General features: G+C 60.3%; 26 protein-coding genes and 1 pseudogene. 10 read left to right on the forward strand and 17 right to left on the reverse strand.

The features are described 5' to 3' along the window. The first annotated feature begins 10 nt into the window (after positions 1–10). The 5 genes from PMI24_RS12600 to PMI24_RS12620 are packed head-to-tail and all read left to right on the forward strand — an operon-like array spanning position 11 to position 4,352. A complete protein-coding gene (locus PMI24_RS12600; RefSeq protein ID WP_007954401.1) occupies positions 11–1,375 on the forward strand; it encodes a lysozyme inhibitor LprI family protein in 1,365 nt (454 codons plus the stop codon). A gap of 57 nt (positions 1,376–1,432) precedes the next feature. Next, a complete protein-coding gene (locus tag PMI24_RS12605) occupies positions 1,433–2,185 on the forward strand; it encodes a hypothetical protein (RefSeq protein WP_238553822.1) in 753 nt (250 codons plus the stop codon). Positions 2,186–2,213: 28 nt separating this feature from the next. Beyond that, on the forward strand, positions 2,214–3,305 hold the full coding sequence (locus PMI24_RS12610) for a tetratricopeptide repeat protein (protein ID WP_238553823.1): 1,092 nt from the start codon (positions 2,214–2,216) through the stop codon (positions 3,303–3,305). Further along, positions 3,302–3,907, forward strand: coding sequence for a lysozyme inhibitor LprI family protein (locus tag PMI24_RS12615; protein WP_007954406.1), 606 nt, complete (start codon positions 3,302–3,304; stop codon positions 3,905–3,907). Before PMI24_RS12610 ends, PMI24_RS12615 begins: the two co-directional genes overlap by 4 nt. Positions 3,908–3,911: 4 nt before the next feature. Beyond that, entirely contained in the window at positions 3,912–4,352 is a 441-nt protein-coding gene (locus PMI24_RS12620) for a hypothetical protein (RefSeq protein WP_238553824.1), read from the forward strand. A 55-nt stretch (positions 4,353–4,407) separates the two neighbouring features. On the opposite strand, the gene PMI24_RS12625 is transcribed toward PMI24_RS12620, so the two are convergent. Then, positions 4,408–4,776: a DUF6124 family protein gene (locus PMI24_RS12625; RefSeq protein WP_007954411.1), complete on the reverse strand. Its 369-nt coding sequence runs from the start codon at positions 4,774–4,776 to the stop codon at positions 4,408–4,410. Positions 4,777–5,363: 587 nt separating this feature from the next. On the opposite strand from PMI24_RS12625, the gene PMI24_RS12630 reads away from it, so the two are divergent. Beyond that, complete coding sequence (locus tag PMI24_RS12630) at positions 5,364–5,750, forward strand: SCP2 sterol-binding domain-containing protein (protein ID WP_007954413.1); 387 nt, start codon at positions 5,364–5,366, stop codon at positions 5,748–5,750. A gap of 120 nt (positions 5,751–5,870) precedes the next feature. Here the strand turns inward: PMI24_RS12630 and PMI24_RS12635 are convergent, their stop codons facing one another. From PMI24_RS12635 to exbB, 6 genes are all read right to left on the reverse strand, one after another. Continuing rightward, positions 5,871–7,271: an aminoacyl-tRNA deacylase and HDOD domain-containing protein gene (locus PMI24_RS12635; RefSeq protein ID WP_007954415.1), complete on the reverse strand. Its 1,401-nt coding sequence runs from the start codon at positions 7,269–7,271 to the stop codon at positions 5,871–5,873. Between the two features lie 79 nt (positions 7,272–7,350). Then, positions 7,351–9,426 (reverse strand): ATP-dependent DNA helicase RecG, encoded by a 2,076-nt coding sequence (gene recG / locus PMI24_RS12640; protein ID WP_007954416.1) that lies wholly within the window; start codon positions 9,424–9,426, stop codon positions 7,351–7,353. Between the two features lie 9 nt (positions 9,427–9,435). Next, positions 9,436–10,365 carry a hydrogen peroxide-inducible genes activator gene (locus tag PMI24_RS12645; protein ID WP_007954418.1) on the reverse strand — a complete coding sequence of 310 codons (930 nt, stop codon included), beginning with the start codon at positions 10,363–10,365 and terminating at the stop codon, positions 9,436–9,438. Between the two features lie 175 nt (positions 10,366–10,540). After that, positions 10,541–11,287: a TonB family protein gene (locus PMI24_RS12650; RefSeq protein WP_007954422.1), complete on the reverse strand. Its 747-nt coding sequence runs from the start codon at positions 11,285–11,287 to the stop codon at positions 10,541–10,543. Next, on the reverse strand, positions 11,284–11,712 hold the full coding sequence (gene exbD / locus PMI24_RS12655) for a TonB system transport protein ExbD (protein WP_007954431.1): 429 nt from the start codon (positions 11,710–11,712) through the stop codon (positions 11,284–11,286). The genes PMI24_RS12650 and exbD overlap by 4 nt, the downstream gene beginning before the upstream one ends. A 6-nt stretch (positions 11,713–11,718) precedes the next feature. Beyond that, a complete protein-coding gene (exbB, locus tag PMI24_RS12660; protein ID WP_007954433.1) occupies positions 11,719–12,672 on the reverse strand; it encodes a tonB-system energizer ExbB in 954 nt (317 codons plus the stop codon). A 188-nt stretch (positions 12,673–12,860) separates the two neighbouring features. On the opposite strand from exbB, the gene PMI24_RS12665 reads away from it, so the two are divergent. Next, on the forward strand, positions 12,861–13,718 hold the full coding sequence (locus PMI24_RS12665) for an SDR family oxidoreductase (RefSeq protein WP_007954435.1): 858 nt from the start codon (positions 12,861–12,863) through the stop codon (positions 13,716–13,718). Between the two features lie 140 nt (positions 13,719–13,858). Here PMI24_RS12665 and PMI24_RS12670 read toward each other — a convergent pair whose 3' ends face one another. From PMI24_RS12670 to PMI24_RS12695, 6 genes are all read right to left on the reverse strand, one after another. Further along, complete coding sequence (locus PMI24_RS12670) at positions 13,859–14,599, reverse strand: hypothetical protein (RefSeq protein ID WP_007954437.1); 741 nt, start codon at positions 14,597–14,599, stop codon at positions 13,859–13,861. 72 nt (positions 14,600–14,671) lie between these two features. After that, positions 14,672–15,052, reverse strand: coding sequence for a RidA family protein (locus PMI24_RS12675; RefSeq protein WP_003229509.1), 381 nt, complete (start codon positions 15,050–15,052; stop codon positions 14,672–14,674). A gap of 24 nt (positions 15,053–15,076) precedes the next feature. Next, positions 15,077–17,182 carry a bifunctional GTP diphosphokinase/guanosine-3',5'-bis pyrophosphate 3'-pyrophosphohydrolase gene (spoT, locus tag PMI24_RS12680; protein WP_007954439.1) on the reverse strand — a complete coding sequence of 702 codons (2,106 nt, stop codon included), beginning with the start codon at positions 17,180–17,182 and terminating at the stop codon, positions 15,077–15,079. Between the two features lie 57 nt (positions 17,183–17,239). Next, positions 17,240–17,503, reverse strand: coding sequence for a DNA-directed RNA polymerase subunit omega (gene rpoZ / locus PMI24_RS12685; protein ID WP_003229503.1), 264 nt, complete (start codon positions 17,501–17,503; stop codon positions 17,240–17,242). Between the two features lie 168 nt (positions 17,504–17,671). Continuing rightward, positions 17,672–18,292 (reverse strand): guanylate kinase, encoded by a 621-nt coding sequence (gene gmk, locus PMI24_RS12690; RefSeq protein ID WP_003229498.1) that lies wholly within the window; start codon positions 18,290–18,292, stop codon positions 17,672–17,674. 12 nt (positions 18,293–18,304) lie between these two features. Beyond that, a complete protein-coding gene (locus PMI24_RS12695) occupies positions 18,305–19,168 on the reverse strand; it encodes a YicC/YloC family endoribonuclease (RefSeq protein ID WP_007954440.1) in 864 nt (287 codons plus the stop codon). A 267-nt stretch (positions 19,169–19,435) separates the two neighbouring features. Here PMI24_RS12695 and rph point away from each other — a divergent pair, with 267 nt between their 5' ends. Both rph and PMI24_RS12705 read left to right on the forward strand, forming a co-directional pair. Next, entirely contained in the window at positions 19,436–20,158 is a 723-nt protein-coding gene (gene rph / locus PMI24_RS12700) for a ribonuclease PH (protein ID WP_003229494.1), read from the forward strand. Between the two features lie 29 nt (positions 20,159–20,187). Next, positions 20,188–20,556, forward strand: a complete 369-nt coding sequence (locus PMI24_RS12705) for a DUF4870 domain-containing protein (RefSeq protein ID WP_007954441.1) — start codon at positions 20,188–20,190, stop codon at positions 20,554–20,556. A gap of 63 nt (positions 20,557–20,619) precedes the next feature. On the opposite strand, the gene PMI24_RS12710 is transcribed toward PMI24_RS12705, so the two are convergent. Next, positions 20,620–21,399 (reverse strand): exodeoxyribonuclease III, encoded by a 780-nt coding sequence (locus tag PMI24_RS12710; RefSeq protein WP_007920349.1) that lies wholly within the window; start codon positions 21,397–21,399, stop codon positions 20,620–20,622. Positions 21,400–21,481: 82 nt separating this feature from the next. On the opposite strand from PMI24_RS12710, the gene pyrE reads away from it, so the two are divergent. Further along, entirely contained in the window at positions 21,482–22,126 is a 645-nt protein-coding gene (gene pyrE, locus PMI24_RS12715) for an orotate phosphoribosyltransferase (RefSeq protein WP_007954442.1), read from the forward strand. Positions 22,127–22,196: 70 nt separating this feature from the next. On the opposite strand, the gene argB is transcribed toward pyrE, so the two are convergent. From argB to dut, 3 genes and pseudogenes are all read right to left on the reverse strand, one after another. Further along, complete coding sequence (gene argB, locus PMI24_RS12720; protein ID WP_007954443.1) at positions 22,197–23,102, reverse strand: acetylglutamate kinase; 906 nt, start codon at positions 23,100–23,102, stop codon at positions 22,197–22,199. A 24-nt stretch (positions 23,103–23,126) separates the two neighbouring features. Next, a pseudogene (locus PMI24_RS12725) lies at positions 23,127–24,503 on the reverse strand (phosphomannomutase/phosphoglucomutase); the annotation flags it as partial. A 257-nt stretch (positions 24,504–24,760) separates the two neighbouring features. Beyond that, positions 24,761–25,216, reverse strand: a complete 456-nt coding sequence (gene dut, locus PMI24_RS12730) for a dUTP diphosphatase (protein WP_007954445.1) — start codon at positions 25,214–25,216, stop codon at positions 24,761–24,763. Between the last annotated feature and the right edge of the window lie 4 nt (positions 25,217–25,220).

Genomic DNA, 25,220 nt, shown 5'->3' on the forward strand with positions numbered 1-25,220 from the left:
GAAGAACACAGTGAAACGTTTTGTTTTTACCCTGCTGGCCATACTGCTGCCTGTCACAGCGGTGTACGCGCAGGATGACTGCAGCCAAGTCGCCTCAAGCCTGGAAATGGTGCCCTGCTCGGAGGCGGCGAAGAAGGCTGCCGATACGCAGTTAAACCTCCGCTACAAGCAATTAATGGCGCGGCTTGAATCTGATTATCGAGCGGATCCGGCATTGGGCGCGGAGTACGCGGCGAAGGTCAAAGAGTCGCAACGTGCATGGCTGAAATTGCGCGATGCGAACTGCCCTTTGGAAGCATTCGAGATCGAGACGGGGATGCCGGCGCATGTGTTCGCGGTTAATTCGTGCATCGCCAGAATGAGTCGCGAGCGCTCGGCGTACCTGGACAAGATCGTCCCTGTTCTTGCATCCGACAAGAGCACTTCGACGGCGCCGGCCAACGGCGCTTGTCCTTCGGAGGAATTCCCTGCTTTCCTGACAGCGTTTTCCGCCAGCAGTGAATCACAGCGCCGTCTCACTGCGATGACGGTCAAGTCGCTGGTGTTGAAGCCGGTTGCCGGCAAGGACCGTAGTACCTTTGAGCCTTCGACCTCGGGCGTCAGCGGAGCTTCCTTCACCTACCCGCTGATGGCTGCCATCACACCCGGCAAGACGCCTGGAGTCGAGATTGAAGAGGTCGATGACAGTCACGTCAACGTGGTCGATAAGCGGGCGGGCAACAGCAATGTAAAAATCTTCAATTTCTCTCGTCAGGCGTGCTGGGTGCTTGAAGGCGTTGAAGACTGGTCGATCAGCGAGAAGGATCTTGTCGCCACACGTAACCCCGCAATGAGCCGTGCCGAGAACTTCTGTGATCAGCGTGCCGAGGCTTTGGGAGGGCTGGGTTCGCTTGAGCAATACCGTCTGACTGCGGAATTGTTAGAAGCGTCCCTGGAAAATTATGTCTGTGCGGCAGACTCGGGTGACCCACAGGCGAGTCTCTCAGCGGCAAGCTTGAGCCTTTCGCAGATGGCGTCTCAGTTGGAAACCGGCAAAGTCGAGGCATTGTTCAAAGCGGCCTCGAAAATACCGAGTGGTGCGTTGGGCTACGCCACGTTTCTTTGCTCAGGAAACTCCACCGACTATAACGGTCCTTGCCTCCATCCCAAGCAGGCAGAAGAGCAGGTCATTCGGGCGATTAACATGGGCTCCAAGGAAGCGATGTTTTATCTGGCATCTACTTTTGAGGGTGGCGAGTTGGGAACGAAGGATATGTCTCGGGCGTTAGCCTGTTATCAAATGGCGGCTGACAAAGGTTATCGGTCGGGCGTCGACAGCGTGGCGCGATTGAAGTCGCTAGTTCCAGAGCCGATCAAGGCGAGCCATTGTATTTGAAACTCGGGTGCGGATGCGTCGCGATTCTTTGCCGTTAAATTCCAAGTGAGTGGAACTGTGCCTGACTTGTCGATTCCGGGTTTCGTGAGACGTCGATATCTGCGGGTATTGCTGATCAGCGTTGCTGCTTTCGCGCAGGCCAGTCATGCCGCCGCAAGTGTTGTCTCGGTGGGTAGTGCGTCGGGTCAGTCGCAGATCGCGCAAGGCCCAACCGAAGCTGCGGTCGATATGGCACCTTGTCGGTTCTCAATGACGCTCTCGAAAGATCAATGGTTGCAGTTCAATATGCCTGATCTGGTATTCACTGCGACCAAACAACTGCCTGAAACCTCTAGCGCTCCGCGTTTATCGCAAGCTCAGACCTCAACGGGTTATGAGTGGAATTTCGAAAAGCCCACAAACCTGAGCCAGCCCTGGTTCGGTGTCATGTGTGAAAACGCCAACAACTTTTCTGCGCTCACCATTCAGAAGCCGCCGCTTGATGACACGATTGAGTTGCAACTTGTGCGAGAGAGTAACGACCGTAAATGCCCGGCAACCCTGACCGATCATGGTTGGGAGCCGACGTTGTTGGCCGGTGATCCGCAATCCTTCACTTTCGAATCCCTGCAGAGCGCAAGTTCATCAGGATTCGTCATTGGTTACCACGGCAAGAATCCACGTCAGTTCAGCCGTATCACCTTCTGCTTGATGCATAACGAACAGGTGCTGATCGGTTCGGCAGAATCGGGTTCATCAACCTCATTGGCGATCAGCGCCGAAGGCTTTGAACAAATCAAAACAGCGGTGCGCAGCATGGCTTTTGAGTAAGCCTGCGAAGACCGAACGGAGTTACAGCGTGAAAGGATGTTCAGTTCTACTCGGTGGCCTTCTGGCCATTGCCGCGTCCGTGGCTTTCGCACCACACGCGTTTGCAGCACCCCAAGTCCTCAAGGAAATCCCGGCAAGCCTATTGGGGGATGGGTCACGGCAAAACGTGTTCGTTCTGGCGGGAGACGCGGACGAGGCATCCAACCGGTTGTTGATCGCGCCGGTTCAAGGGCGCAATGAGGACATATTGCTCGATACGTCCAAGGCTTTGCCTCTTACGAAGAGTCAGTACTCGTCTGATCTTCTGGATAGTTTTAGCGTGCGGGTTTTCAACGGCCGGCCTGGAGCCATGACAGTTGCGGATCCACTAGAGGAAGAGGTTCTGGTCAAGCAACGGTTCGTTGAGGCGGAGGACTACATTGCGCTGGTGACCAACGAAGAAGACAACGCTGTTTTTAACTTCAATCTTTTGTTCACCTTCAATAACGGCTCCAAGCAGTTTGAGCTGAAGAAAGTGCTGCAAGTGGTCAATAACCACTACTGCGATCGCTCGCTTATGAGCGTAGCGGAGCTGCCGATTGAGACGCTGGGCCCAACCACTCTGGCTTCATTCAACGGCCTCGAAGCGCTTAAAAAGTTGCGGGCTGCAAACGTTGGCAGTCCTCAGGGCGGTTATAAAAAACTGATGACAGTCGGTTCGGCTGACCTGCTGGATAAAGCACTGGCAGCCTATCGAAAGGGCGACAGCAGCTCGTTCAAGGAAGTGATGAGTAATATGTTGATGGGAAATGACTCGCATGGCGCGTGCTCTCCGGAAAGTTATATCGTCGGAAAGTACTTCTTCTCGCAGCAACCTGGTTGGTCCAACGACGTCGGTTTTCTGCTGGGCGAGGCGGGTTACTACATGGAGTCTATCCAGTTGCTGAATGCGGTGATTGCCCACAACCCGGAACGGACGGTGGCTTACCTGAATCTCGCAGATAGCTATTGGGCCATGAACGATAAAGAGCGAGCGGTGCCAGCGTACAAGCAATACGCATCGCGTATGTCGGACGCGGGAAAGGCTTCGAAGATTCCTGCTCGGGTAGCTGAGCGCAGCACCGGAGTATCCGGATCATGATCAAACTCAAGGCGCTCCTTGAACTGGTCGCGGGTGTTTCTTTGGCTGCTTTGCTGGTTCCTGCGCATGCCAAGGAAATCTGCAATCCCGACAGTTTTTCCAATCCCGATTTGATCATTTGTGGTCAGCAGTCTTTCGAGAAAGTCGACGCAGTGTTGAATGAGCAATACAAGAAAGCGCTGGTCAGTTTGGCACCCGCCGACAAGAAGCAACTGACTGATGTGCAAAAGAAGTGGGTGCGCTTCAAAGAGGCGTATTGCGAGGATATCTATCAGTCGGCCTTGCCCGGTGCAGAGGCGCCCATCGAAAAGCTTGGGTGCCTTGTGCAAACAACCAATGCCCGGTTGGGGGAGTTGGTTGCTCTACAGACTGGCATGATGATTGATGGCTTCTACAAAGCGGCATCCGTGATGGCCGGTATCGGTGAGAACCGGGAGAGGAAAATGGCGGCTTCATTCGAGCGATTGGGAGGGGCCGAGCTCGATGATCCGCTATTTAAGCAATACGCTAATGGACACTGCGAAATGAGCGAGCGTTTGCTCCGGGAAGATTCAGTCTATTGCACGGCGCGAATGCGCTTTCAGCTGCCTCTGAACCGTTGAAGGGATGACCGGTTTGAAATCAATGCGCGCATTGTTCGTTACGCTGTTGTTCCTCTTTCCTGTGATGGCTCACAGCGAGGTCAAAACGGAGGTCTATTGCTTCCGCTCACAAGAGGGCAAGAGCATCAATTTTGAATTGCGGACCTATTACGATTCGACCGCCAAATGGCAAGGCGCGAGCGTCAAGTACAGCAAGTCGAAAGAGGCGATTACGCTCGTTTATGGCGGCGCGGAAGAAGAGTCTCCGAACCCTAACCGTCCTCCCGAAATCACGACGAAGTGGGTGGAGGTGTCCGGAGGCATGGTGACTGGGGATTATGTAATGGCGAGTCAAGATCCCTTCATTTACGGAATCGTTTACACAAACCGCAAGTCCGGAACGAAATACATATTCGAGCACGATAGCAATATGAGTGTTTTGCCTGAAACCGGCTGTCAGTGGTGACTCACGTATTTGAGAAAGGGGACTCAACGTCCCCTTTCTTCCGCCCGCGATTCAGCTACGGCTTGGCCTGATACTCCCGAAACTCAATGTGATCGAGCGTGCCTTCCACCATCAAGCGCACGCCATCCGCCATTCTGCTCAGGCCCAGTGCCATCGAGCGGCGGGGACCGTCGAGGTCGTCGGCCAGGTTGGCGGCGAAGGCGCTGATGGACAGGAGGTCTTCGGAGGCGTTGGCCATGAGGGCTTCAGCGTCGGCATTGGGGCAGAGGGCGAACAGGCCGCCCAGGCGTTTGGGGCGTGGGGTGGTGGGTTTGAAATGGTGGTCGAGGGCGCGCTCGGCGGCTTCGTGGAGTTTCTTTGAATCGGGGGATTCGTAGGGGGAGATTTCTGGTGTTTCTGGTGGATTGGGTGTTGGTTTGATCATGGATGTCATCCCTGGAGTTAAGACGCTGACACCGTTTCGCTTTGCACTTCGAAATAGGTGGCAGCTGTGCGTTGGTGTGCAAGACCGGTCCAGGTGCCCGGCAGACCCGAAGGTCTCCGACGCACAGCCGCCATAACGATCCGCGAGCATAGGAAAAGGCTCGGCGAAATGCCATTGCGATTGTGCACCTGAACCGGACTTGCACGTCCGAGTCACCGATTTTGCGGTGACGGACAGAGGTTATCGATGAACTCCGAACACGCCTAGTTCATGGACAGCACCGCAGTTTGAAGGAGATTTCCCAAGGATTTGCGGGGTAGAGGAACAAGAAACCACTGCTATCGGCTGCTCCTACAGGAATGTGTTTCTTCAGGTGTAGGACGGGAGGATGGTGTGACGCGGAGCGTCACGGGATGCATTCCCACGCGGAGCGTGGGAACGATCAAGGCTAGGGATGGAAATCGTGACTTGGTAGTCATCTGGCAGGAAAAGACCTACATCGTCTTCTATCAATCCTAGATAGTGGCGAATCCGTCCGAATCCCTTACACTCCCCCAGCCGTTCATTTTCCTTTTGAGGCTGTGCGCATGAAATTTCGTTTTCTACTGTGGATGCTGGGTCTGTTGATGGGTAAGGCCAGTCGTACAAATCCTGCGTTCCAGCAGCAGTTGGGTGACAAGGATCTGGTGTTTCAGCTACAGACTCTGGACGGGAAAGTGGCGCGGCATTTCGTGGTGAAGGATCAGCGCATTACCAGCAAGTCCGGGGTGGTGGCGGAGCCGGCGTTTGCGATTGCGTTTAAAGACGCGGCGTTCGGGTTTGCCACGATGCAGGCGAAGAACAAGCAACTGGCGTTCATGCAGGGGATTCAGGACAAGTCGATTCAGCTCAAGGGGAATCCGGCGCTGGTGATGTGGTTTCAGGGGTTGATGAAGTATTTGAAGCCGCGGAAGGCGAAGGCCAAGGCTGCTTGAGTATTGTGTGAGGCTGTGACGCGGAGCGTCACGGGCTGCATTCCCACGCAGAGCGTGGGAACGATCAAATACAAAGGCCCCACACTCGGTTGAGTGTGGGGCCTTTTTTATGAGCGTAAGTCAGGCCTGGCTGAACTGCGAAGCCAGTTCCCGCAGCAACACTTCAGCCTCAAGCACTTTGCTGACGACATCATTGGCCTTGTCACGCGTCAGGCCAACGCGTTCCAGCAGCGCATCCGGAATGTCTTCATCCGGGCCGGAGCCGATGCCGCGACTGCGCAGCAGGCGCACGGCCAGGCAGACGAGGTTCGGGTATTCGGCGTAGGCGCCGTCGTAGTTCGGGTCGTGCTGGAAGCGCAGGGCGGTGGCCAGTTCGTCGGGCATGTCCCAGTAGCGCATCAGCCAGGAGCCGATCTGTTCGCGGCTGATGCCCAGCAGGTGTTGCTCGACAAAGCTGTGGCACAGGTGCGGGTTGACCTCCAGGTGGCGACAGATCAGCGAGAAGTGCGGCGGGAACACGTGGGCCAGCAGCAGGTAGCCGAAGTTGTGCAGCAGGCCGGCGAGGTAGGTCAGGCCGGCTTCCGGGCGCTGGGCGCGCGGCATGGCGCGGGTCAGGCCTTCGATGACGGCGGCGGTGTAGATCGACTGTTGCCAGTACGGCGTGGTGTGTTGCGGATGATCTTTTGGCAGGCTCAGGGTCTTGCCGAGGGCCAGGCCCAGCGCCAGGTTGATCACCAGATCGAAGCCGAGCACGCGCACGATCGCGTCTTCCACCGAACGGATCTTGCCCGGCGAGGCGTAGTACGGCGATGCCGCCCAGCTCACCACTTGCGCAGCCAGCGCCGGGTCGGTTTCGACCACGCCGGTGATGTCGTCGATGGTGGCGTTCGGGTCTACGCGCAGCTTGATGATTTTTTGCGCGGTTTCGGCCAGCGGCGGAATCTCGATGGTCGCTTCCAGACGCTGCTGGATGCGCCGCGCAGTGAACGCCTGCACGGCCTGGGTGATTTCCTCGCGGTCATCGTCCGGGCGGTCGAGGTTAGGGCGGATGCTGCTCAGGGCTTCGCCGAAGTTGGCGGCGCTGGCCTTGGTCAGCATGGTCTTGAAGTCTTCGCTGGCGATTTCCAGCAGCAGGCCCGGCTCGCCGGAGTTGATCAGCAACTTCGGCTCGCGCAGCAGGCTTTCTTCGTAGAGGCACGGCGAGCTGGTCAGCGCCGGCAGGCCCGGCAGCAGGCTCAGGCTGTGTTTGCCGAGCATCTTTTCCAGGCGCTCGGTGGACACGGCGGTCAGGCGACGGCCCGTCAGCTCGGCGAGGCGGTTGAGATCCAGCAACTGGCTCTGTGGAAACAGCACCATCAGCGCACCGACCGCGTCGTCCAGCAACACGGCCTGCACTTTGCGCGAGGCATTGAGGCCGTGGTGGTCGAGCACTTCTTCGTAGGCGATGCCCAGTTTGTTGAGCAGCAGCCGAATAACAGACGGAGCGTGCGGGAGTTCGGGGGCGAGAGCAGCTTCGGTCATGGTCTGTATCCGTTTTTGAAACAATTGCTGGAGTATAACCAGCTTGATTGGAACGAGCTTTGAGAAACTGCGACGGTGCTCACACTTGGCCGTATTGCTGCCCGTGTCGCAGCCATCGGTCGAGCAGCGGGCTGACGTGGGTGGGCCAGCGTTCGAGCAAGGCCTGGGCGGCATCGCGCACGGCGGGCAACAGATCGGCGTCGCGCATCAGGTCGGCGACCTTGAATTGCAGCAGGCCGGTCTGGCGGGTGCCGAGCATTTCGCCGGGGCCGCGCAGTTCGAGGTCTTTTTCGGCGATGACGAAACCGTCGTTGGTCTCGCGCATGATGCCCAGGCGCTGACGGCCGATCTGTGACAGAGGCGGATGGTAGAGCAGCACGCAATGGCTGACCGCGCTGCCCCGACCGACGCGACCACGCAACTGGTGCAGTTGCGCGAGACCGAGGCGCTCGGGGTTTTCGATGATCATCAGGCTGGCGTTGGGTACGTCGACGCCGACTTCGATCACGGTGGTGGCGACCAGCAGTTGCAGATTGCCGGCCTTGAATTCGGCCATGACGGCGGCTTTCTCGGCAGGCTTCATGCGGCCGTGGATCAGCCCGACCTTCAACTCGCCGAGTGCGGCGGTCAGGTCTTCGAAAGTGGTTTCGGCGGCCTGACAGGTCAGCTCTTCGGACTCTTCGATCAGCGTGCACACCCAATAGGCCTGACGGCCCTCGGCGCAGGCGCTGCGCACCCGTTCGATGACTTCGACGCGGCGGGTGTCGGTGACCAGGACGGTGTTGACCGGGGTTCGACCGGGCGGCAGTTCGTCGAGGATTGAGGTGTCGAGGTCGGCGTAGGCGCTCATCGCCAGTGTTCGGGGAATCGGCGTGGCGGTCATGATCAGTTGATGCGGACACATGCGCCCGCCGACGCCTTTCTGCCGCAGCGCAAGACGCTGTTGCACGCCGAAGCGGTGTTGTTCGTCAATGATCACCAGCGCGAGGTTCTTGAACTGCACTTCGTCCTGGAACAGCGCGTGGGTGCCGACCACCATCGGCGTGCCGCTGGCGATCTGTTCCAGCGCGGCGACGCGGTTCTTGCCCTTGAGCTTGCCGGCCAGCCACGCCACTTCAATGCCCAGCGGTTCGAGCCAGCGCTTGAAGGTGATGAAGTGCTGCTCGGCGAGGATCTCGGTCGGCGCCATCAGTGCGACCTGATAACCCGCTTCCAACGCTTGCAGCGCGGCGAGGGCGGCGACCACGGTTTTGCCCGCGCCGACGTCGCCCTGAATCAGCCGCAGCATCGGTTCGTGCTGACTGAGGTCGTAGGCGATTTCGTTGCCGACTCGCTGTTGCGCGCCGGTCGGGTTGAAGCCAAGGTTGGCCAGGTATTTCGCTGGCAGCTTCGTGGCTTTCGGCATCGCCGGTGCGCGCAGGGAGCGCATGCTTTCGCGCAGGCGCTGCTGCGATAACTGGTGAGTCAGCAGTTCTTCGAAGGCCAGGCGATGCTGGGCCCAGTGATGACCGAGGGCGAGTTCGTCGACGTCGGCATCGGCGGGCGGGTTGTGCAGGTAGCGGATCGCGTCGGCCAGCGGCGCCAATTGGTAGTCGCGGGCCAGTTCGGTCGGCAGCCAGTCGGGCAGGGTGGCCGGCTTGAGCAGGGTCAGGGTTTGCATGCACAACTGGCGCAAACGGGCTTGGGTCAGGCCTTCGGTCAGCGGGTAGACCGGGGTCAGGGTTTCATCCACCGGCGGCGGCTCGTCGCCGTTGATGGCACGGTATTCCGGGTGGTAGATCTCCAGCCCCGAGGCGCCGGGCCGGGCTTCGCCGTAGCAACGAATCCGCGTGCCGCGCTTGAGGCCTTCTTTCTGCGCATTGCTGAAGTGATAGAAGCGCAGGCTCAGTCCGCCGGTGCCGTCCTGCAAGCGCACGACGAGGCTGCGCCGCCGGCCCATGACCACGTCGGCGCCACTAACGGTGCCTTCGACCACGGCGTCCTGCCCCGGCCGCAACGCGCCGATCGGCACCACGCGGGTGCGATCCTGATAGCGCAGCGGCAGGTGGAACAGCACGTCCTGGAGATTTTCCAGACCGACCTTGGCCAGTTTTTCGGCCATGGCCTCACCGACACCCTTGAGTGCGGTTACCGAGACCTGCGACAGCTCAGTCATGACGCTGGCTTAACCGGCCGTGACCGGCGCGGCAGGTTTGGCGACCGAGCACAGGCGAATGGAGTCGGCGAGGATCTCGATGGCTTTCGGCCGTGGGAAACTGGCGCGCCAAGCGATGGCCACCGTGCGGAACGGCACTGGTGCCGACAACGGACGCACTTCGATCACGCCCGGGGCGTAGTGATGGCTGTCGACCGCCGACAGCGGCAGGATCGAAATGCCCAGACCGGACGCGACCATGTGGCGGATGGTCTCCAACGAGCTGGATTCGACCGTGGTGTGCTTGGCGCCGTCGTTGCCCTTGGTCAGGGTCGGGCAGGCTTCCAGCACTTGATCGCGGAAGCAGTGGCCTTCGCCGAGCAGCAGCAAACTCTTGTCGTTAAGCAGGGCGGCGTCGATGGATTCTTTCTGGGTCCACGGGTGCTGGGCCGGCATCAGGACGTAGAACGGCTCGTCGTAGAGTTGCAGGGTCAGCACGTCGGCTTCGTTGAACGGCAGGGCGATGATGATCGCGTCCAGCTCGCCGTTGCGCAGTTTGTCGCGCAGCACGTGGGTGAAGTTTTCTTCGATGTACAACGGCATCTGCGGGGCGACCCGGTGCAGTTGCGGAATCAGGTGCGGGAACAGGTACGGGCCGACGGTGTAGATCGCGCCGACTTTCAGCGGGGCGGTCAGCTGGTTCTTGCCGGCCTGGGCCAGTTCGCGGATGCCTTGGGCCTGCTCCAGCACTTTCTGCGCCTGGGCGACGATGCCTTCGCCGACCGGGGTCAGGCGCACGGCGCTTTTGCTGCGCTCGAAAATCAGCACACCGAGTTCGTCTTCAAGCTTTTTCACGCCCACCGACAGGGTCGGCTGGCTGACGTGGCAACGCTCGGCCGCGTGGCCGAAATGCTGCTCTTGGGCGAGGGTAACGATGTAGCGTAATTCTGTGAGGGTCATAGCAAGCGTCCATGAAGATGCGGGCCAAGCATACCGGCTGCAATCGATAGACGCACGTTATCAGACTGAGTGATGAATGCGACACCGGGCAATGCCGGTTTGCCGTGGATGGATAAGCAAAAGGCACCTTTCGGTGCCTTTTTGGCTGGATCAGGCCGGGCTCCACGGGTGCGGATCAGCGGCGGCGTTCCAGCGAGTACACAAACGGCGCAACGATTTCGATCGCGCCATTGGTCAGCATGTCGGCCGGTGGCTTGGGCAGCGGTTGGGCGCGGCGGATCATTTCCAGGGTGGCCCGGTCCAGATCGGCGTTGCCGGAGCGGCCCACCAGTTCGAACGACAGCACGTTGCCTTCGCCATCGACCACGAAACGCAACCGGTTCAAGCCTTCCTTGCCCCGCGCCTGAGCGCTGGCCGGGTACTTCTTGTACTTGGCCAGGTGCGCGAGCAGGGTGCCTTGCCAGCTGGCCTTGGCGGCCATTTGTGCAGGCGACGGGCCCGGTGCAGGCTGGGCGGATTTCTCCGTCGGGGCCTGAGTCGGCTGGGTATCGGCCGGCTTCTCTTCGGACGGTTTCTCCTTCGGCGGATCGGGCAGTTTTTTCTCGATCGGCTTCGGCGGTTTTGGTTTCGGCTTGGGTTTCGGTTTCTGCACCGCGATCTCGGCTTTTGGCGCTTCGGCCAGTTTCGGGATCGGCAGTTCTTCAACCGGAGCCGGTGGCTGCGGTGGCGTGACGACTTTCGGCGGTGCGGGCGGTGGCGGGGCCGGAACCGGTGCCAGCTCGACCATCATTGCCTGCGGCGGCAATTCGATGGGCGGGCGGGCGGTCCAGTTCAGCGCCAGCGCGATGGCCAGCGCGTGAACACCCAGCACCACGGCCAGGCTACCGCTGTAACGCGTCAGCTTATGGCGCGTCGTGATCATTTCTTGACTGCGCTCTCGAGTCCGACCAGACCGACCTTCAGGTAACCGGCGGCGCGCAGGTTATCCATCACGCTCATCAGGTCGCCGTAATCCACGCCTTTGTCGGCCTGGAAGAAGATCGTCGTGTCTTTCTTGCCCTGGGTCTTGGCGTCGAGTGCGGCGCCGAGGGTTTCGGCTTTCACTTCGTCTTCGCCCAGGAACAGGCGCTGGTCAGCCTTCACGCTGAGGAACACCGGTTTCTCCGGCCGCGGCGCCGGTTTGGCGGTCGAGGCAGGCAGGTCAACCTTGATGTCCACGGTGGCCAGCGGCGCGGCCACCATGAAGATGATCAACAGCACCAGCATCACGTCGATGAACGGCGTGACGTTGATTTCGTGGTTCTCGGCCAGATCGTCGTCTGCGCCTTCTTTCAAATGCAGGCCCATGGCCGATTACCCCACTTTCACCATGTGCGGTTGCGAGCTGTTGCGCTCAGGCTGGTGGTCGAGGTCGCGGCTGACCAGCAGCAGCACCTGAGCCGACGCATCGGACACCTGAGCCTTGTAACCGGCGATGGAGCGGGCAAAGACGTTGTAGATGACCACGGCAGGAATCGCGGCAACCAGACCCAGTGCGGTAGCCAGCAGCGCTTCAGCGATACCCGGTGCTACGACGGCAAGGTTGGTGGTCTGGGTTTTGGCGATGCCGATGAAGCTGTTCATGATGCCCCACACGGTGCCGAACAGACCGACGAACGGTGCGGTGGAACCGATGGTGGCGAGAACGCCGGTGCCGCTGCTCATGTTGCGGCCACAGGCGGCAACCAGACGCTCGAGGCGGAAGCTGACGCGTTCCTTGATGCCTTCTTTCTCGCGGGCGTTGGTCGACAGGCGCATTTCTTCCAGCGCGTCGTGAACCAGCAGGTTGGCGAGGGTGCCTTCCTTCGCGGCGGTGGCGCTGGCTTCTTTGAGGGTGGCGGCTTTTTTCAGGGCGGCGATCTCGCCACGCAGGCGGCGTTTGGCGCCCATCAGCTCGAAGCCCTTGGCGATCCAGATGGTCCAGGTGATGATCGAGGCGATGGCCAGGCCGATCATCACGGCTTTAACGATCACGTCGGCGTTCTGGTACATGCCCCATGGCGACAGGTCGTGGGCCATGCCCAGGGTGTTGTCGGCTTCGAGGACTTCCGGCGCGTCGGCGGCGCTGGCCTCTACGGCCTGCACCGGGTCGGTCGCGGCAGGTGCGGCGGCCGGAGCGCTTTGCTCGGTGGCGGCTGGCGCGGCCGGGGCCTGGGCGTCAGCGAATGCGGCAACTGGCGCCAGCATCAGGCTGAGCAGCAGGGCAGCCACGGCGCTCCAGGCGCGAGGTCGGTTGGTTGGCGAAGCGGAGTTTTGAATGCGTGTCATGCTGGCCGGACCTGAGATAGAAAAACGGTAATGCTCTTCCAGGCCTCGTGAGGCCGAGAACAAAAGTGGCGTGCATTATTGCAAGTAATTCTTGTTAACAGAAGTAATAGAGTTGCTTTTTTTCCTTCATTGCTAGCCGCTCGTCCCTTGCCGAGGCTAGTCTGTCGCTTTCCGATGGGAGATTTTTGATGTCCGCGCCTTCTGTTTTGATCGCCGGTTGCGGTGATGTCGGCAGCCGTCTGGCCACGCAATTGCTGGCTGCCGGCTTCCAGGTCTATGGCCTGCGCCGTGATATTTCGCGTTTGCCGGACGGCGTTATCGGTGTGGCCGGTGACTTGTTCAATGAGGATTGCCCCGAGACGTGGCCAGTGGGTGCTATCGATTACCTGGTGTATAGCGCGGCGGCCACCGATCACGATGAGGCCGGTTATCGCGCGGCGTATGTGCAGGGTTTGCAGCATGTGCTGGGTTGGCTGAACGATTACGGTCAGGAGCCTGAGCGGCTGCTGTTCGTTTCCAGCAGCAGTGTTTATGGCCAGCAGAACGGCGAATGGGTTGATGAAAAATCCGAAACCGTCGCTGCGGGTTATTCCGGTCGGGTGATGCTGGAGGCCGAGCAGGTTGCGCTCAACAGCGGCATTCCGGCGAGTATCGTGCGCCTGACGGGTATTTATGGCCCCGGCCGTGAATGGCTGCTGACTCAGGTACGTCGTGGCTATCGCGTTGCGGTCGAGCCGCCGCTGTATGGCAATCGCATCCATGCCGATGATGCGGCGGGGTTGATGGCGTTTCTGCTGGAAGCAGCTCGCAAAGGCGGGTCGCTGGATGACATCTATATCGGCGTTGACGATGCGCCAGCGCCGCTGGCCGAAGTGGTGGCGTGGTTGCGTGAGTATCTCGGCGTCACCGAATGGTCGGAAGACGAGAGCGTGCGTCGCACCGGCAGCAAGCGTTGCAGCAATGCCCGGGCGAAGGCGCTGGGTTGGGTGCCGAAGTATCCGAGTTATCGCGAGGGGTATGCCGCGATTCTTGAGGGGCGCTGCTGACTTTCAGGCATTGCACAGTAAATGTGGGAGCGGGCTTGCTCGCGAAGGCGTCGTGTCAGGCGGCATCTTGATTGCCTGACAGACCGCATTCGCGAGCAAGCCCGCTCCCACATTCGATTTACTGTGTTTTCAAAGGTGGGTTATTGCTTCTCGAGCAACCACTTGCGTTCACCCGGGGTGAACTGCGGTTGTTCGTCCGCCAGCGCGGTGTTCACGGCCTGCAGAATTTCCAGCTCTTTGCCCTTGCGCACAAAGATCCAGTTATTGCCCTGGCCGTTCTGCTGCAACCACATGCTGTCGTTGCCGCTGCTCATCGATGCGCAATCGCCTGCGAGGCACAGCGCATAGCGGTCGGCACCCGGCAGGCCGGAGACTTGACCGTCCGCCTGGAATTGCACGGTGGCGCCTTCGCCCTGGCCGCTGGTGATCGTCCAGTTGCCGCCCAGATAAGCGGAATACAGCGCGCGTTCGAAGCTGGCGCCGATCGGTGCGCCTTCCGGCACCGGGATCTGCGCGCGATCGAAGACCTGTTCCGGTTCGTTTTCGTTGGCGGCTTGTTGCAGTTGGCCACCGTCACGTTTCAGCTCGCTGGCGGAGCTGCCATAGAAGTCGACTTTCCAGGCACCGGACTGTTCGCCGAGCAAGCGACCTTCGACGTTTTCGAAACCGTTGGTGTAGCGGGCCTGGCCGGCCTTGGTGTTGACGTCCCACTCCAGGTTCGGGCCGTAAGCCTGAAGCGCTTCGCGCAGGGGGCCGCCCTTGGCAGCGGCATCAATGGCGACCTGATTGATCCAGGTGCCGCTGATGTCACGGTCGGCAGGGTTGCTGGCGCAACCGCCGAGGAAAATGGCGAGCAGCGAGAGAGCAAGCGCTTTGCGCATGGTGGAATCCTTTCAAAACCTTTTCTTTACCGCAGAGCAGTCGGCGCGGCGTCTGAGGCCGCGCCGTGCGCATTACTCGATGACCAGAATGGCATCCATTTCAACCTGCGAACCCTTTGGCAGGGCTGCCACGCCGATGGCGGCGCGCGCCGGGTACGGCTGGTCGAAGTACTTGCCCATGATCTCGTTGACCTTGGCGAAGTGGCTCAGGTCGGTCAGGAAGATGTTCAGCTTGACGATGTCCTTGAACGAACCGCCGGCGGCTTCGGCCACGGCTTTCAGGTTCTCGAACACCTGGACGGTCTGGGCTTCGAAGCCTTCGACCAGTTCCATGGTTTTTGGATCGAGGGGAATCTGACCCGACATGTAAACGGTGTTACCGGCCTTGATCGCCTGAGAGTAAGTACCGATGGCGGCCGGGGCCTTGTCGCTGGTGATAACGGTTTTGGTCATGAATGACTCCTTGTAATGGGGTGGTTATGCACGCATGCGGGTGATGCGGATCACCCCGGTCAGGGCGCGCAGTTTCTTGATCACGCGGGCCAGGTGCACACGGTCGTGGACGCTGACCACCAGTTGGACAACGCTGATGCGGCCATCGCGTTCGTCCATGCTGATTTTCTCGATATTGCCGTCGGCTGCGTTGACGCTGCTGGCCAGCAGGGCGATCAGGCCGCGCTGGTGTTCCAGCTCGACGCGCAGTTCGACGTTGAATTCGCCGGTGACATCCTTGGCCCACGAGAGCTGGATGCATTTTTCCGGGTTATGACGGATTTCGCTGATGTTGCGGCAGTTGTCCAGGTGCACGACCATGCCTTTGCCTGCCGACAGGTGACCGACAATCGGGTCGCCCGGGATCGGCGTGCAACATTTGGCGTAGCTGAGAACCAGGCCTTCGGTGCCGCGAATCGCCAGCGGGCCTTCCGGGCTTGGCAGTTGCTCGCCTTCGCCGAGCAGGCGGCGTGCCACGACATAGGCCATGCGGTTGCCCAGGCCGATGTCTTCGAGCAGGTCTTCGATCAGTTCGAGGCGGTACTCGGTGAGCATCGCCTTCACTCGTTCGGCCGGAATCTGTTCCAGCGCGCTGTCGAAGCCGTTGAGCACCTTGTTCAGCAGGCGTTCGCCGAGGCTGATGGATTCGGAGCGGCGTTGCAGTTTCAGCGCATGGCGTATGTGCGTGCGCGCCTTGCCGGTGACCACGAAGTTGAGCCACGCCGGATTCGGTCGTGCGCCGGGAGCGCTGACGATCTCGACCGTGGAGCCGCTTTGCAGCGGTTCGGACAGCGGTGCGAGACGACGGTTGATCCGGCAGGCGATGCAGCTGTTGCCGACGTCGGTGTGCACCGCGTAGGCAAAGTCGACCGCCGTGGAGCCTTTGGGCAGCTCCATGATCCGGCCTTTGGGCGTGAACACGTAGACCTCGTCCGGGAACAGGTCGATCTTCACGCTCTCGATGAATTCCAGCGAGTTGCCGGCACGTTGCTGCATTTCCAGCACGCCCTTGACCCACTGACGGGCGCGGGCGTGAGTGCCTTTCGGCTGCTCGTCACCGCTGGATTTGTACAGCCAATGGGCGGCGATGCCGTTGTTGGCCATCTCTTCCATTTCACGGGTGCGGATCTGGATCTCGATCGGTACACCGTGCATGCCGAACAGAGTGGTGTGCAGCGACTGATAGCCGTTGGCCTTGGGGATCGCGATGTAATCCTTGAAGCGTCCCGGCAACGGTTTGTACAAATTATGTACAGCACCCAGCACGCGGTAGCAGGTATCGACCTTGTCGACGATGATCCGGAACGCGTAGACGTCCATGATCTCGTTGAAGGCCCGACGCTTGCCGCGCATTTTCTTGTAGATGCCGTAGAGGTGTTTCTGGCGACCGCTGACTTCACCCTGAATGCCGTCGATGGCGAGGCAGTGGCCAAGGGATTCTTCGATCTTGTTGACGATTTCCTTGCGGTTGCCCCGGGCGCGTTTGACGGCCTGGTAGATCCGCGCGGAACGCATCGGGTGCATCGCCTTGAAGCCGAGGTCTTCGAATTCGATGCGGATCGCGTGCATGCCCAATCGGTTGGCGATGGGTGCGTAGATCTCGAGGGTTTCCTTGGCGATGCGCCGGCGTTTTTCGCCGGACAGCACTTCCAGCGTGCGCATGTTGTGCAGGCGGTCGGCAAGCTTGACCAGGATCACGCGAATGTCGCGCGCCATGGCCATGGCCATTTTCTGGAAGTTTTCCGCCTGGGCTTCGGCCTTGGTCTCGAAGTTCATCTGGGTCAGTTTGCTGACCCCGTCGACCAGTTCGGCCACGGTTTCACCGAACTGCGCTTGCAGCGCTTCCTTGGCGATACCGGTGTCTTCGATCACGTCATGCAGCATCGCGGCCATCAGGCTCTGATGGTCCATGTGCATGTCGGCAAGAATATTCGCCACGGCAAGAGGATGCGTGACGTACGCCTCGCCGCTGCGGCGGCGCTGGCCGTCGTGGGCTTGTTCGGCGTAGAAATACGCTCGGCGGACCAGGTTGACCTGGTCATTGCCGAGGTAGGTCGATAAGCGATCGGCGAGGGCGTCTATGCTCGGCATGATGTCTCCTGCCGTAGGCTGTGATCCCGCGCCGTGCTACGTCGACCAGGCATAGGCTTAGACGGCCTCGTTGGACTCGTCCTCGAACGCAGCGAAGACAGGGTCTTCGTGGACGATTTCCTGCTCGGCGATGAACTCGTAGCTCATCAGGCCTTCAGCGATTTCACGCAGCGCAACTACGGTCGGTTTGTCGTTTTCCCACTGAACCAGGGGCTCTTTGCCGCCGGTGGCCAGTTGACGGGCACGCTTGGTAGAGAGCATGACCAGCTCAAAGCGGTTTTCCACGTGTTCTAGGCAGTCTTCAACGGTTACGCGGGCCATGGTATTCCTCGGAGCGAATGCAATATGCGCGCTGCCCGGTTGGGCGAGCGGACTCAACAGTTTAAAAAATCACCAGCGATTAGGGAAGCGCTGATTTTTTGACCAGACTCTTCAACGCGCTGCAAGTGCCAATGTAAAGCCCTTGCAGCGGTTTTGGGAAGTGCTGTTTCAGCCCAGCAATTCCGCCAGCAATTTGCCGAAACGCACTTGTTGGCGTTTCTGTTGCAGCTGATTGGCGCGGAAAATCGCCTTCAGATCGTCCAGCGCGTGGGCGAAATCGTCGTTGATGATCAGGTAGTCGTACTCGACGTAGTGACTCATCTCGCTGACGGCTTCGCGCATCCGGCCGTCGATGATCTCGTCGCTGTCCTGGCCACGGTTGGTCAGGCGCTGGTGCAGGGCCTGCAGCGATGGCGGCAGAATGAAGATCGAGCGAGCCTGCGGCATCAGCTTGCGCACTTGCTCGGCGCCTTGCCAGTCGATTTCCAGAATCAGGTCGTGGCCTTCGTCCAAGGTCTGCTGCAGGCGGCTTTGCGAGGTGCCGTAGAAGTTGCCGAAGACTTCGGCGCGTTCGAGGAAATCGCCGTGTTCGCCCATCTTCACGAACTCTTCGCGGGTCACGAAGTGATAGTTCACGCCGTCCACTTCGCCCGGGCGCATGGCGCGGGTGGTGTGGGAAATCGAGACGCGGATTTCCGGGTTGGCGTCGGTCAGGGCCTTGACCAGACTGCTCTTGCCCGCGCCCGAAGGGGCGGAAATGATGTACAGGGTGCCGGTGCTGTGGGTCATGTCGGGGTAGCCTTACTCAATATTCTGCACTTGTTCGCGCATCTGCTCGATCAACACCTTGAGGTTGACCGCCGCCTGGGTGCTGCGCGGGTCGAAGGCCTTGGAGCCCAGTGTGTTGGCTTCGCGGTTGAGCTCCTGCATCAGGAAGTCCAGGCGCCGACCGGCGGCGCCGCCGGATTTCAGCACCCGGCGAACTTCGATGATGTGGGTGCTCAGGCGATCCAGTTCTTCAGCCACGTCGCTCTTCTGCGCGAGCATGACCATTTCCTGTTCCAGGCGCTGCGGGTCCATCTCGGCCTTCATGTCGGCGAAGCGGTCGAGGACTTTCTGGCGCTGAGTGGCGAGCATCTGCGGAACCAGTTCGCGCAGGGTCACCACGTCTTCCTCGATGGAGGTCAGGCGATCGTTGATCAGGCGGGCCAGCTCCGCGCCTTCGCGCTCGCGGCCGGCCTTGAGGTCTTTCAGGCCCTGATTGAACAGGGCCAGCGCCTCGGCGTTCAACGCCTGCGGGTCGGTGGCGTCGGCGACCAGTACGCCCGGCCAGGCCAGCACTTCCAGTGGGTTCAGCGCGGCCGGGTTCTTGATCAGGCCGGCGACGGTTTCGGCGGCTGCGACCAGTTGTGCAGCGCGCTCGCGATCCACTTGCAGCGGCTTGCCGGTGCTTTCCTCGGTGAAGCGCAGGGTGCATTCCAGTTTGCCGCGCGACAGGCCCTGGCGCAGGGCTTCGCGGACGGCGCCTTCGAGGTCGCGAAACGACTCCGGCAAGCGCAGGTGGGGTTCCAGGTAGCGGCTGTTGACCGAGCGCAGCTCCCAGCTCAGGGTGCCCTGAACGCCGGCTTTTTCGACGCGGGCGAAGGCGGTCATGCTGTGCACCATGGGGTGACCTCGCGATACAGATCGGCGCGAATTGAAGCTCCGCAGCTCGATATCAATGAATTTAAGCCGACTGGCAGCAAAGGCGCAGGATTGTAGCGCAGTGCGGCAGATGCGCCCAAACACACGGTGTGACAAAGGGCTGCAGGCCGTCGGCGAAGTGCGTTTCAGGGCCTTCGGTCGTCGGCCGGATTTTTTAACGAGTGCCCAGGCGCGGTGCGCGGCTCTATAATGCTCCGCAGTTTTCCGTCCCCAGTACAGGTATCTCCTATGAAACGTCCAAGTGGTCGCGCTGCCGATCAGCTCCGCTCGATCCGCATTACCCGCAACTACACCAAACACGCCGAGGGATCCGTACTGGTCGAATTCGGTGATACCAAAGTCATCTGCACCGTCAGCGTCGAAAACGGCGTGCCGCGTTTCCTCAAAGGCCAGGGCCAGGGTTGGCTGACCGCCGAGTACGGCATGCTGCCGCGCGCCACCGGCGAGCGTAACCAGCGTGAAGCCAGCCGTGGCAAGCAGGGCGGTCGTACCCTGGAGATCCAGCGCCTGATCGGTCGTTCCCTGCGCGCCGCGCTGGACATGTCCAAGCTGGGCGACGTCACCCTGTACGTCGACTGCGACGTGATCCAGGCCGATGGCGGTACCCGCACCGCGTCGATCACCGGCGCCATGGTTGCGCTGGTCGATGCACTGAAAGTGATCAAGAAGCGTGGCGGCCTGAAAGGTGGCGACCCGCTCAAGCAAATGATCGGCGCCGTCTCCGTGGGCATGTACCAGGGCGAGCCGGTGCTGGATCTGGACTATCTTGAAGATTCCGCTGCCGAGACCGACCTCAACGTGGTGATGACCAGCACCGGTGGTTTCATCGAGGTGCAGGGCACCGCCGAAGGCGCGCCGTTCCAGCCTGAAGAGCTGAACGCGATGCTGGAACTGGCCAAGAAAGGCATGAACGAGATATTCGAACTGCAAAAGGCTGCACTGGCCGACTGAGCAGGTTCGTAACCCGCAAGGAGGACGCGATGAGTGATGAGCAAGAGTTGCTGCCCAAGCCGAGCCAGGAGGTTCGCCAATGGGCCATGTTTTGTCACTTGTCCGCCTTGTTGGGGATCTGGATTCCGTTCGGTACGCTGATCGGGCCGCTGGTCCTGTGGCAGATGAAGCGCGAGACGGATCCGTTCATCGATGCACAGGGTAAAGAAGCGCTGAATTTTCAGATCACCGTGGCGATCGCTTCGATGATCTGCTTCGTGCTGATGCTGTTGCTTATCGGGTTCGTGCTGTTTGGCCTGCTGGCCATTGCGGCGCTGGTGTTGACGATTATCGGCGGGGTGAAAGCCAACGAAGGTTTCCCGTACCGTTATCCGTTCACCTGGCGGTTGATCAAATAACGAACGATCGCCCACAAAAAAACCGACAGAGATGTCGGTTTTTTTGTGTCTGCGAAAGGCCGCTTAGATGGTCAGCGTCCAGTCGTAGTCGACGATCAGCGGCGCGTGCTGCGAGAACCGTGGCTGACGCGGCAGGCGTGCACTGCGCACGAAGCGCCGCAGGCCCGGGGTCAGGATCTGGTAGTCAAAGCGCCAGCCCAGATTCAGCATCTCGGCCTGTTCGTTGTCCGGCCACCAGCTGTACTGGTCGCCTTCGCGGCTGACTTCGCGCAGGGCATCTACGTAGCCCATGTTGCCGACAATCTCGTCCATCCAGGCGCGTTCCGGCGCCAGGAAACCCGGGGATTGCTGGCTGTCGCGCCAGTTCTTGATGTCGAGCTTCTGCTGCGCGACGTACAGCGAGCCACAATAAATGTACTCGCGACGTTTGCGCCGCTGTTTGTCCAGGTACTTGCCGAAGTCGTCCATGAGCTTGAACTTCTGGTTCAAGTCCTCATCGCCGTTCATTCCCGAAGGAAGCAGCAAGGTGGCAATACTGACTTTGTCGAAATCTGCTTGCAGGTAGCGCCCGTAGCGGTCGGCCGTCTCGAATCCGAGACCGCTGATGACAGCCTTCGGTTGCAACCGCGAATACAAAGCCACACCGCCTTGGGCAGGGACTTCAGCATCGCAGGCATAAAGGAAGTAGCCATCCAGTTGGAAGGCTGGGTCGTCCAGTTCAAAGGCGGAGGCACGGGTGTCCTGCAGGCAGATGACGTCGGCATTCTGTGCCTGCAGCCAACTGAGCAAACCGCGCTCGACTGCAGCCTGAATACCATTGACGTTCACACTGATGATCCGCATAAATGGCCCCAAAAATCGCGTGCGTGTATGATACACGGCGTCAAGCTAATTAGCTAAATCCGTGGTATTTGGGGTTTTTTTCATGCAAGCGTATCAGCGCGATTTCATTCGTTTTGCCATCGATCGCGGCGTTTTGCGCTTCGGTGAGTTCACCCTGAAGTCCGGGCGCACCAGTCCTTACTTCTTCAATGCCGGCCTGTTCAACTCGGGTTCCGCACTGGCGCAGCTGGGTCGTTTCTACGCCGCAGCCATCGCCGAGAGCGGCATTCCGTTCGACGTGCTGTTCGGCCCGGCCTACAAAGGCATCCCGCTGGCGGCAACCACTGCCGTGGCGCTGGCCGAACACCACAACCGTGATCTGCCATGGTGCTTCAACCGCAAGGAAGCCAAGGCCCACGGCGAGGGCGGCAGCCTGGTCGGCGCGCCGCTGACCGGCGAAGTGCTGATCATCGACGACGTGATCACCGCCGGCACCGCGATCCGTGAAGTGATGCAGATCATCGCTTCCCAGGACGGCGCCAAGGCTGCCGGTGTGCTGATCGCTCTGAACCGTCAGGAGCGCGGCAACGGCGAGCTGTCGGCGATCCAGGAAGTCGAGCGTGATTTCGGCATCCCGGTCATCAGCATCGTGTCGCTGAACCAGGTGCTGGAGTTCCTGGCTGACGATCCGCAGCTCAAGCAGCACCTGCCAGCCGTTGAAGCCTATCGCGCCCAGTTCGGCGTCTGATCGCAGCTTCAGGCAAAAAAAAGACCCCGCTCAGCCAGGCTGAGCGGGGTCTTTTTGTTTGCGCGAACGCTTACGGACGCTTGCGATTGCTGATCAGCGTACCCACACCGGTGTCAGTGAAGATTTCCAGCAGGATCGCGTTCGGTACGCGGCCGTCGATGATCAGCGAGCTGCCGACACCGCCCTGAACCGCTTCCAGTGCGCAGCGGATCTTCGGCAGCATGCCGCCGTAGATGGTGCCGTCGGCGATCAGGTCGTCGACCTGCTGGGTGCTCAGGCCGGTCAGCACGGTGCCCGACTTGTCCATCAGGCCGGCGATGTTGGTCAGCAGCATCAGCTTCTCGGCTTTCAGCGCTTCGGCAACCTTGCCGGCCACCAGGTCAGCGTTGATGTTGTACGACTCGCCGTTTTCACCCACGCCGATCGGCGCGATCACCGGGATGAAGTTGCCTTTGACCAGCAGGTTCAACAGTTCGGTGTTGATCCCGACCACTTCGCCCACATGGCCGATGTCGATGATTTCCGGTTGGGTCATCTCCGGGGTCTGGCGGGTGACGGTGAGCTTCTTCGCACGAATCAGCCCGGCGTCTTTACCGGTCAGGCCGATGGCGCTGCCGCCGTGACGGTTGATCAGGTTGACGATGCTTTTGTTGACCTGACCGCCGAGGACCATTTCCACCACGTCCATGGTCGCGGCGTCGGTAACGCGCATGCCGTCGACGAAATGGCTTTCGATCGACAGGCGCTTGAGCAGATCACCGATCTGCGGGCCACCGCCGTGCACGACCACCGGGTTGATGCCCACGGCCTTCATCAGCACGATGTCGCGGGCGAAGCCGGTTTTCAGCTCCTCGCTTTCCATCGCGTTGCCGCCGTATTTGATCACCAGGGTCTTGCCGACGTATCGGCGGATGTAAGGCAGCGCTTCGGACAGGACCTTGGCAGTGTTGGCGGCGGCATCGCGTTCGAGGGTCATTCAGGGCTCCGGGTGAATCAGCAATCAGAACGGTAGTTGGAGATCAGGTGCAACGCGTTTCAGTTGGGCATGGAACACAGCCTTGATGCGCTGCAATTCAGCCTCGTCATCGGCCTCGAAGCGCAGCACCAGCACCGGTGTGGTGTTGGACGCGCGCACCAGGCCCCAGCCTTTGGCGTAGTCGACCCGCACGCCGTCAATGGTGGTCAGGTCGGCGCCTGGGCCCCACTGCGCATCGTGCAGTGCATCAATGATGCTGAATTTGCTCTCTTCGGTCACATGGATATTGATTTCCGGCGTGGAAATATCGTTCGGGAAGGTCGCGAACAGCTCCTCGGCCGAAGATTTTTCCTTGCTGAGGATTTCCAGCAGCCGTGCGGCGCTGTAAATGCCGTCGTCGAAACCGAACCAGCGTTCCTTGAAGAAAATGTGCCCGCTCATTTCGCCGGCCAACAGTGCGCCGGACTGTTTCATTTTCTTTTTGATCAACGAGTGACCGGTCTTCCACATTAGCGGCCGACCGCCATATTCCTTGATCAGCGGGATCAGGCGACGGGTGCATTTGACGTCGAAGATGATCTCCGCGTCGGGGTTGCGCGCCACCACGTCACGGGCGAACAGCATCAGCAGACGGTCCGGGAACACGATGGTGCCGGTGTTGGTCACCACGCCGACGCGGTCGCCGTCGCCGTCGAAGGCCAGGCCGATGTCAGCATTGGTTTCCTTGACCTTGGCGATCAGGTCGACGAGGTTTTCAGGCTTGCCCGGATCCGGGTGGTGGTTCGGGAAGTTGCCGTCGACTTCGCAAAACAGCGGGATGACTTCGCAGTTCAGCGCTTCGATCAGTTGCGGGGCGATCACGCCGGCCGCGCCATTGCCGCAATCCACCACGACTTTCAGGCGTCGGGCCAGTTTGATGTCCTGGACGATTTCGGTGTTGTAGCGGTCGAGGATCTCAACCTGGGTCACGCTGCCGGTGCCGCTGCTCAGGTTGCCGGTCTTGAGGCGCTCGTGCAGGGCCTGGATCTGCTCGTTGGCGAGGGTGTCGCCGGCGATCACGATCTTGAAGCCGTTGTAGTTCGACGGGTTGTGACTGCCGGTGAGCATCACACCGGATTTGCCGGCCAGCACGTTGGCGGCGTAGTACAACGCAGGCGTCGGCACCAGGCCGACGTCGCTGACATGGCAGCCGCTTTCGGCGATGCCACGAATCAGTTCTGCAACCAGTTCGGGACCGGACAGGCGGCCATCACGGCCGACGGACACGTTCGGTTCACCCTGGGCCAGGCTCTGGGAGCCGATGGCGCGGCCGATCCAGTAGGCGGTTTCGGCATTGAGGAATTCCGGCACGGTGCCGCGAATGTCGTAGGCGCGGAAGATGCTGTCGGGAAGCTTCGGGGCGACTTGGGCGGGGGTGCTCATCTGCGAAAATGCTCCATCTCGAAAGTGGCTGGACACACCGACGACTCATTCGACGGCAAGCTCAAACTGAAGGGTATGACGGCGGTTTTCACAGAGAGTTCGTGGTGTGAAAGGGCCATGACGCCTTGTGCGGCCTGGCTTTGGCCAGCCAATGCCTTGATTTTCAGCGTTAAAGCTTCCAGATGATTCTGCGTATTTTTATGGCGAGAGAGCAGGCTCCCTCGCCACAAAACCAATCACTTGGTGCCGGAATGGCCGAAACCGCCAGCGCCGCGCTCGGTTTCGACGAACTCTTCAACCATCTCGAAGTGCGCCTGTACCACCGGCACCAGCACCAGCTGCGCCAGGCGCTCGCCGACCGGCATGGTGAATTCGGTCTGGCCACGGTTCCAGCAGGACACCATCAGCGGGCCCTGGTAGTCGGAGTCGATCAGACCGACGAGGTTGCCCAGCACGATGCCGTGCTTATGGCCCATGCCCGAGCGCGGCAGGATCAGCGCGGCGAGGTTTGGGTCGCCGATGTAGACCGACAGACCGGTCGGGATCAGCACGGTTTCACCCGGCTTGATCACGATGTCCTCTTGCAGCATGGCGCGCAGGTCGAGGCCGGCGGAGCCCGGTGTGGCGTATTGCGGCAGCGGGAATTCGGTACCGATGCGTGGGTCGAGGATCTTGGCTTGCAAAGCGTGCATGTAA

This window comes from Pseudomonas sp. GM25 (genome assembly GCF_000282255.1).
Lineage (GTDB): Bacteria > Pseudomonadota > Gammaproteobacteria > Pseudomonadales > Pseudomonadaceae > Aquipseudomonas > Aquipseudomonas aphyarum.

Coding starts and splice junctions, on each gene's coding strand:
- PMI24_RS12615 (WP_007954406.1), top strand. CDS start 3,302: ATGATCAAACTCAAGGCGCTCCTTGAACTGGTCGCGGGTGTTTCTTTG.
- PMI24_RS12620 (WP_238553824.1), top strand. CDS start 3,912: ATGACCGGTTTGAAATCAATGCGCGCATTGTTCGTTACGCTGTTGTTC.
- PMI24_RS12625 (WP_007954411.1), bottom strand. CDS start 4,776: ATGATCAAACCAACACCCAATCCACCAGAAACACCAGAAATCTCCCCC.
- PMI24_RS12630 (WP_007954413.1), top strand. CDS start 5,364: ATGAAATTTCGTTTTCTACTGTGGATGCTGGGTCTGTTGATGGGTAAG.
- PMI24_RS12635 (WP_007954415.1), bottom strand. CDS start 7,271: ATGACCGAAGCTGCTCTCGCCCCCGAACTCCCGCACGCTCCGTCTGTT.
- recG (WP_007954416.1), bottom strand. CDS start 9,426: ATGACTGAGCTGTCGCAGGTCTCGGTAACCGCACTCAAGGGTGTCGGT.
- PMI24_RS12645 (WP_007954418.1), bottom strand. CDS start 10,365: ATGACCCTCACAGAATTACGCTACATCGTTACCCTCGCCCAAGAGCAG.
- PMI24_RS12650 (WP_007954422.1), bottom strand. CDS start 11,287: ATGATCACGACGCGCCATAAGCTGACGCGTTACAGCGGTAGCCTGGCC.
- exbD (WP_007954431.1), bottom strand. CDS start 11,712: ATGGGCCTGCATTTGAAAGAAGGCGCAGACGACGATCTGGCCGAGAAC.
- exbB (WP_007954433.1), bottom strand. CDS start 12,672: ATGACACGCATTCAAAACTCCGCTTCGCCAACCAACCGACCTCGCGCC.
- PMI24_RS12665 (WP_007954435.1), top strand. CDS start 12,861: ATGTCCGCGCCTTCTGTTTTGATCGCCGGTTGCGGTGATGTCGGCAGC.
- PMI24_RS12670 (WP_007954437.1), bottom strand. CDS start 14,599: ATGCGCAAAGCGCTTGCTCTCTCGCTGCTCGCCATTTTCCTCGGCGGT.
- PMI24_RS12675 (WP_003229509.1), bottom strand. CDS start 15,052: ATGACCAAAACCGTTATCACCAGCGACAAGGCCCCGGCCGCCATCGGT.
- spoT (WP_007954439.1), bottom strand. CDS start 17,182: ATGCCGAGCATAGACGCCCTCGCCGATCGCTTATCGACCTACCTCGGC.
- rpoZ (WP_003229503.1), bottom strand. CDS start 17,503: ATGGCCCGCGTAACCGTTGAAGACTGCCTAGAACACGTGGAAAACCGC.
- gmk (WP_003229498.1), bottom strand. CDS start 18,292: ATGACCCACAGCACCGGCACCCTGTACATCATTTCCGCCCCTTCGGGC.
- PMI24_RS12695 (WP_007954440.1), bottom strand. CDS start 19,168: ATGGTGCACAGCATGACCGCCTTCGCCCGCGTCGAAAAAGCCGGCGTT.
- rph (WP_003229494.1), top strand. CDS start 19,436: ATGAAACGTCCAAGTGGTCGCGCTGCCGATCAGCTCCGCTCGATCCGC.
- PMI24_RS12705 (WP_007954441.1), top strand. CDS start 20,188: ATGAGTGATGAGCAAGAGTTGCTGCCCAAGCCGAGCCAGGAGGTTCGC.
- PMI24_RS12710 (WP_007920349.1), bottom strand. CDS start 21,399: ATGCGGATCATCAGTGTGAACGTCAATGGTATTCAGGCTGCAGTCGAG.
- pyrE (WP_007954442.1), top strand. CDS start 21,482: ATGCAAGCGTATCAGCGCGATTTCATTCGTTTTGCCATCGATCGCGGC.
- argB (WP_007954443.1), bottom strand. CDS start 23,102: ATGACCCTCGAACGCGATGCCGCCGCCAACACTGCCAAGGTCCTGTCC.
- dut (WP_007954445.1), bottom strand. CDS start 25,216: ATGCACGCTTTGCAAGCCAAGATCCTCGACCCACGCATCGGTACCGAA.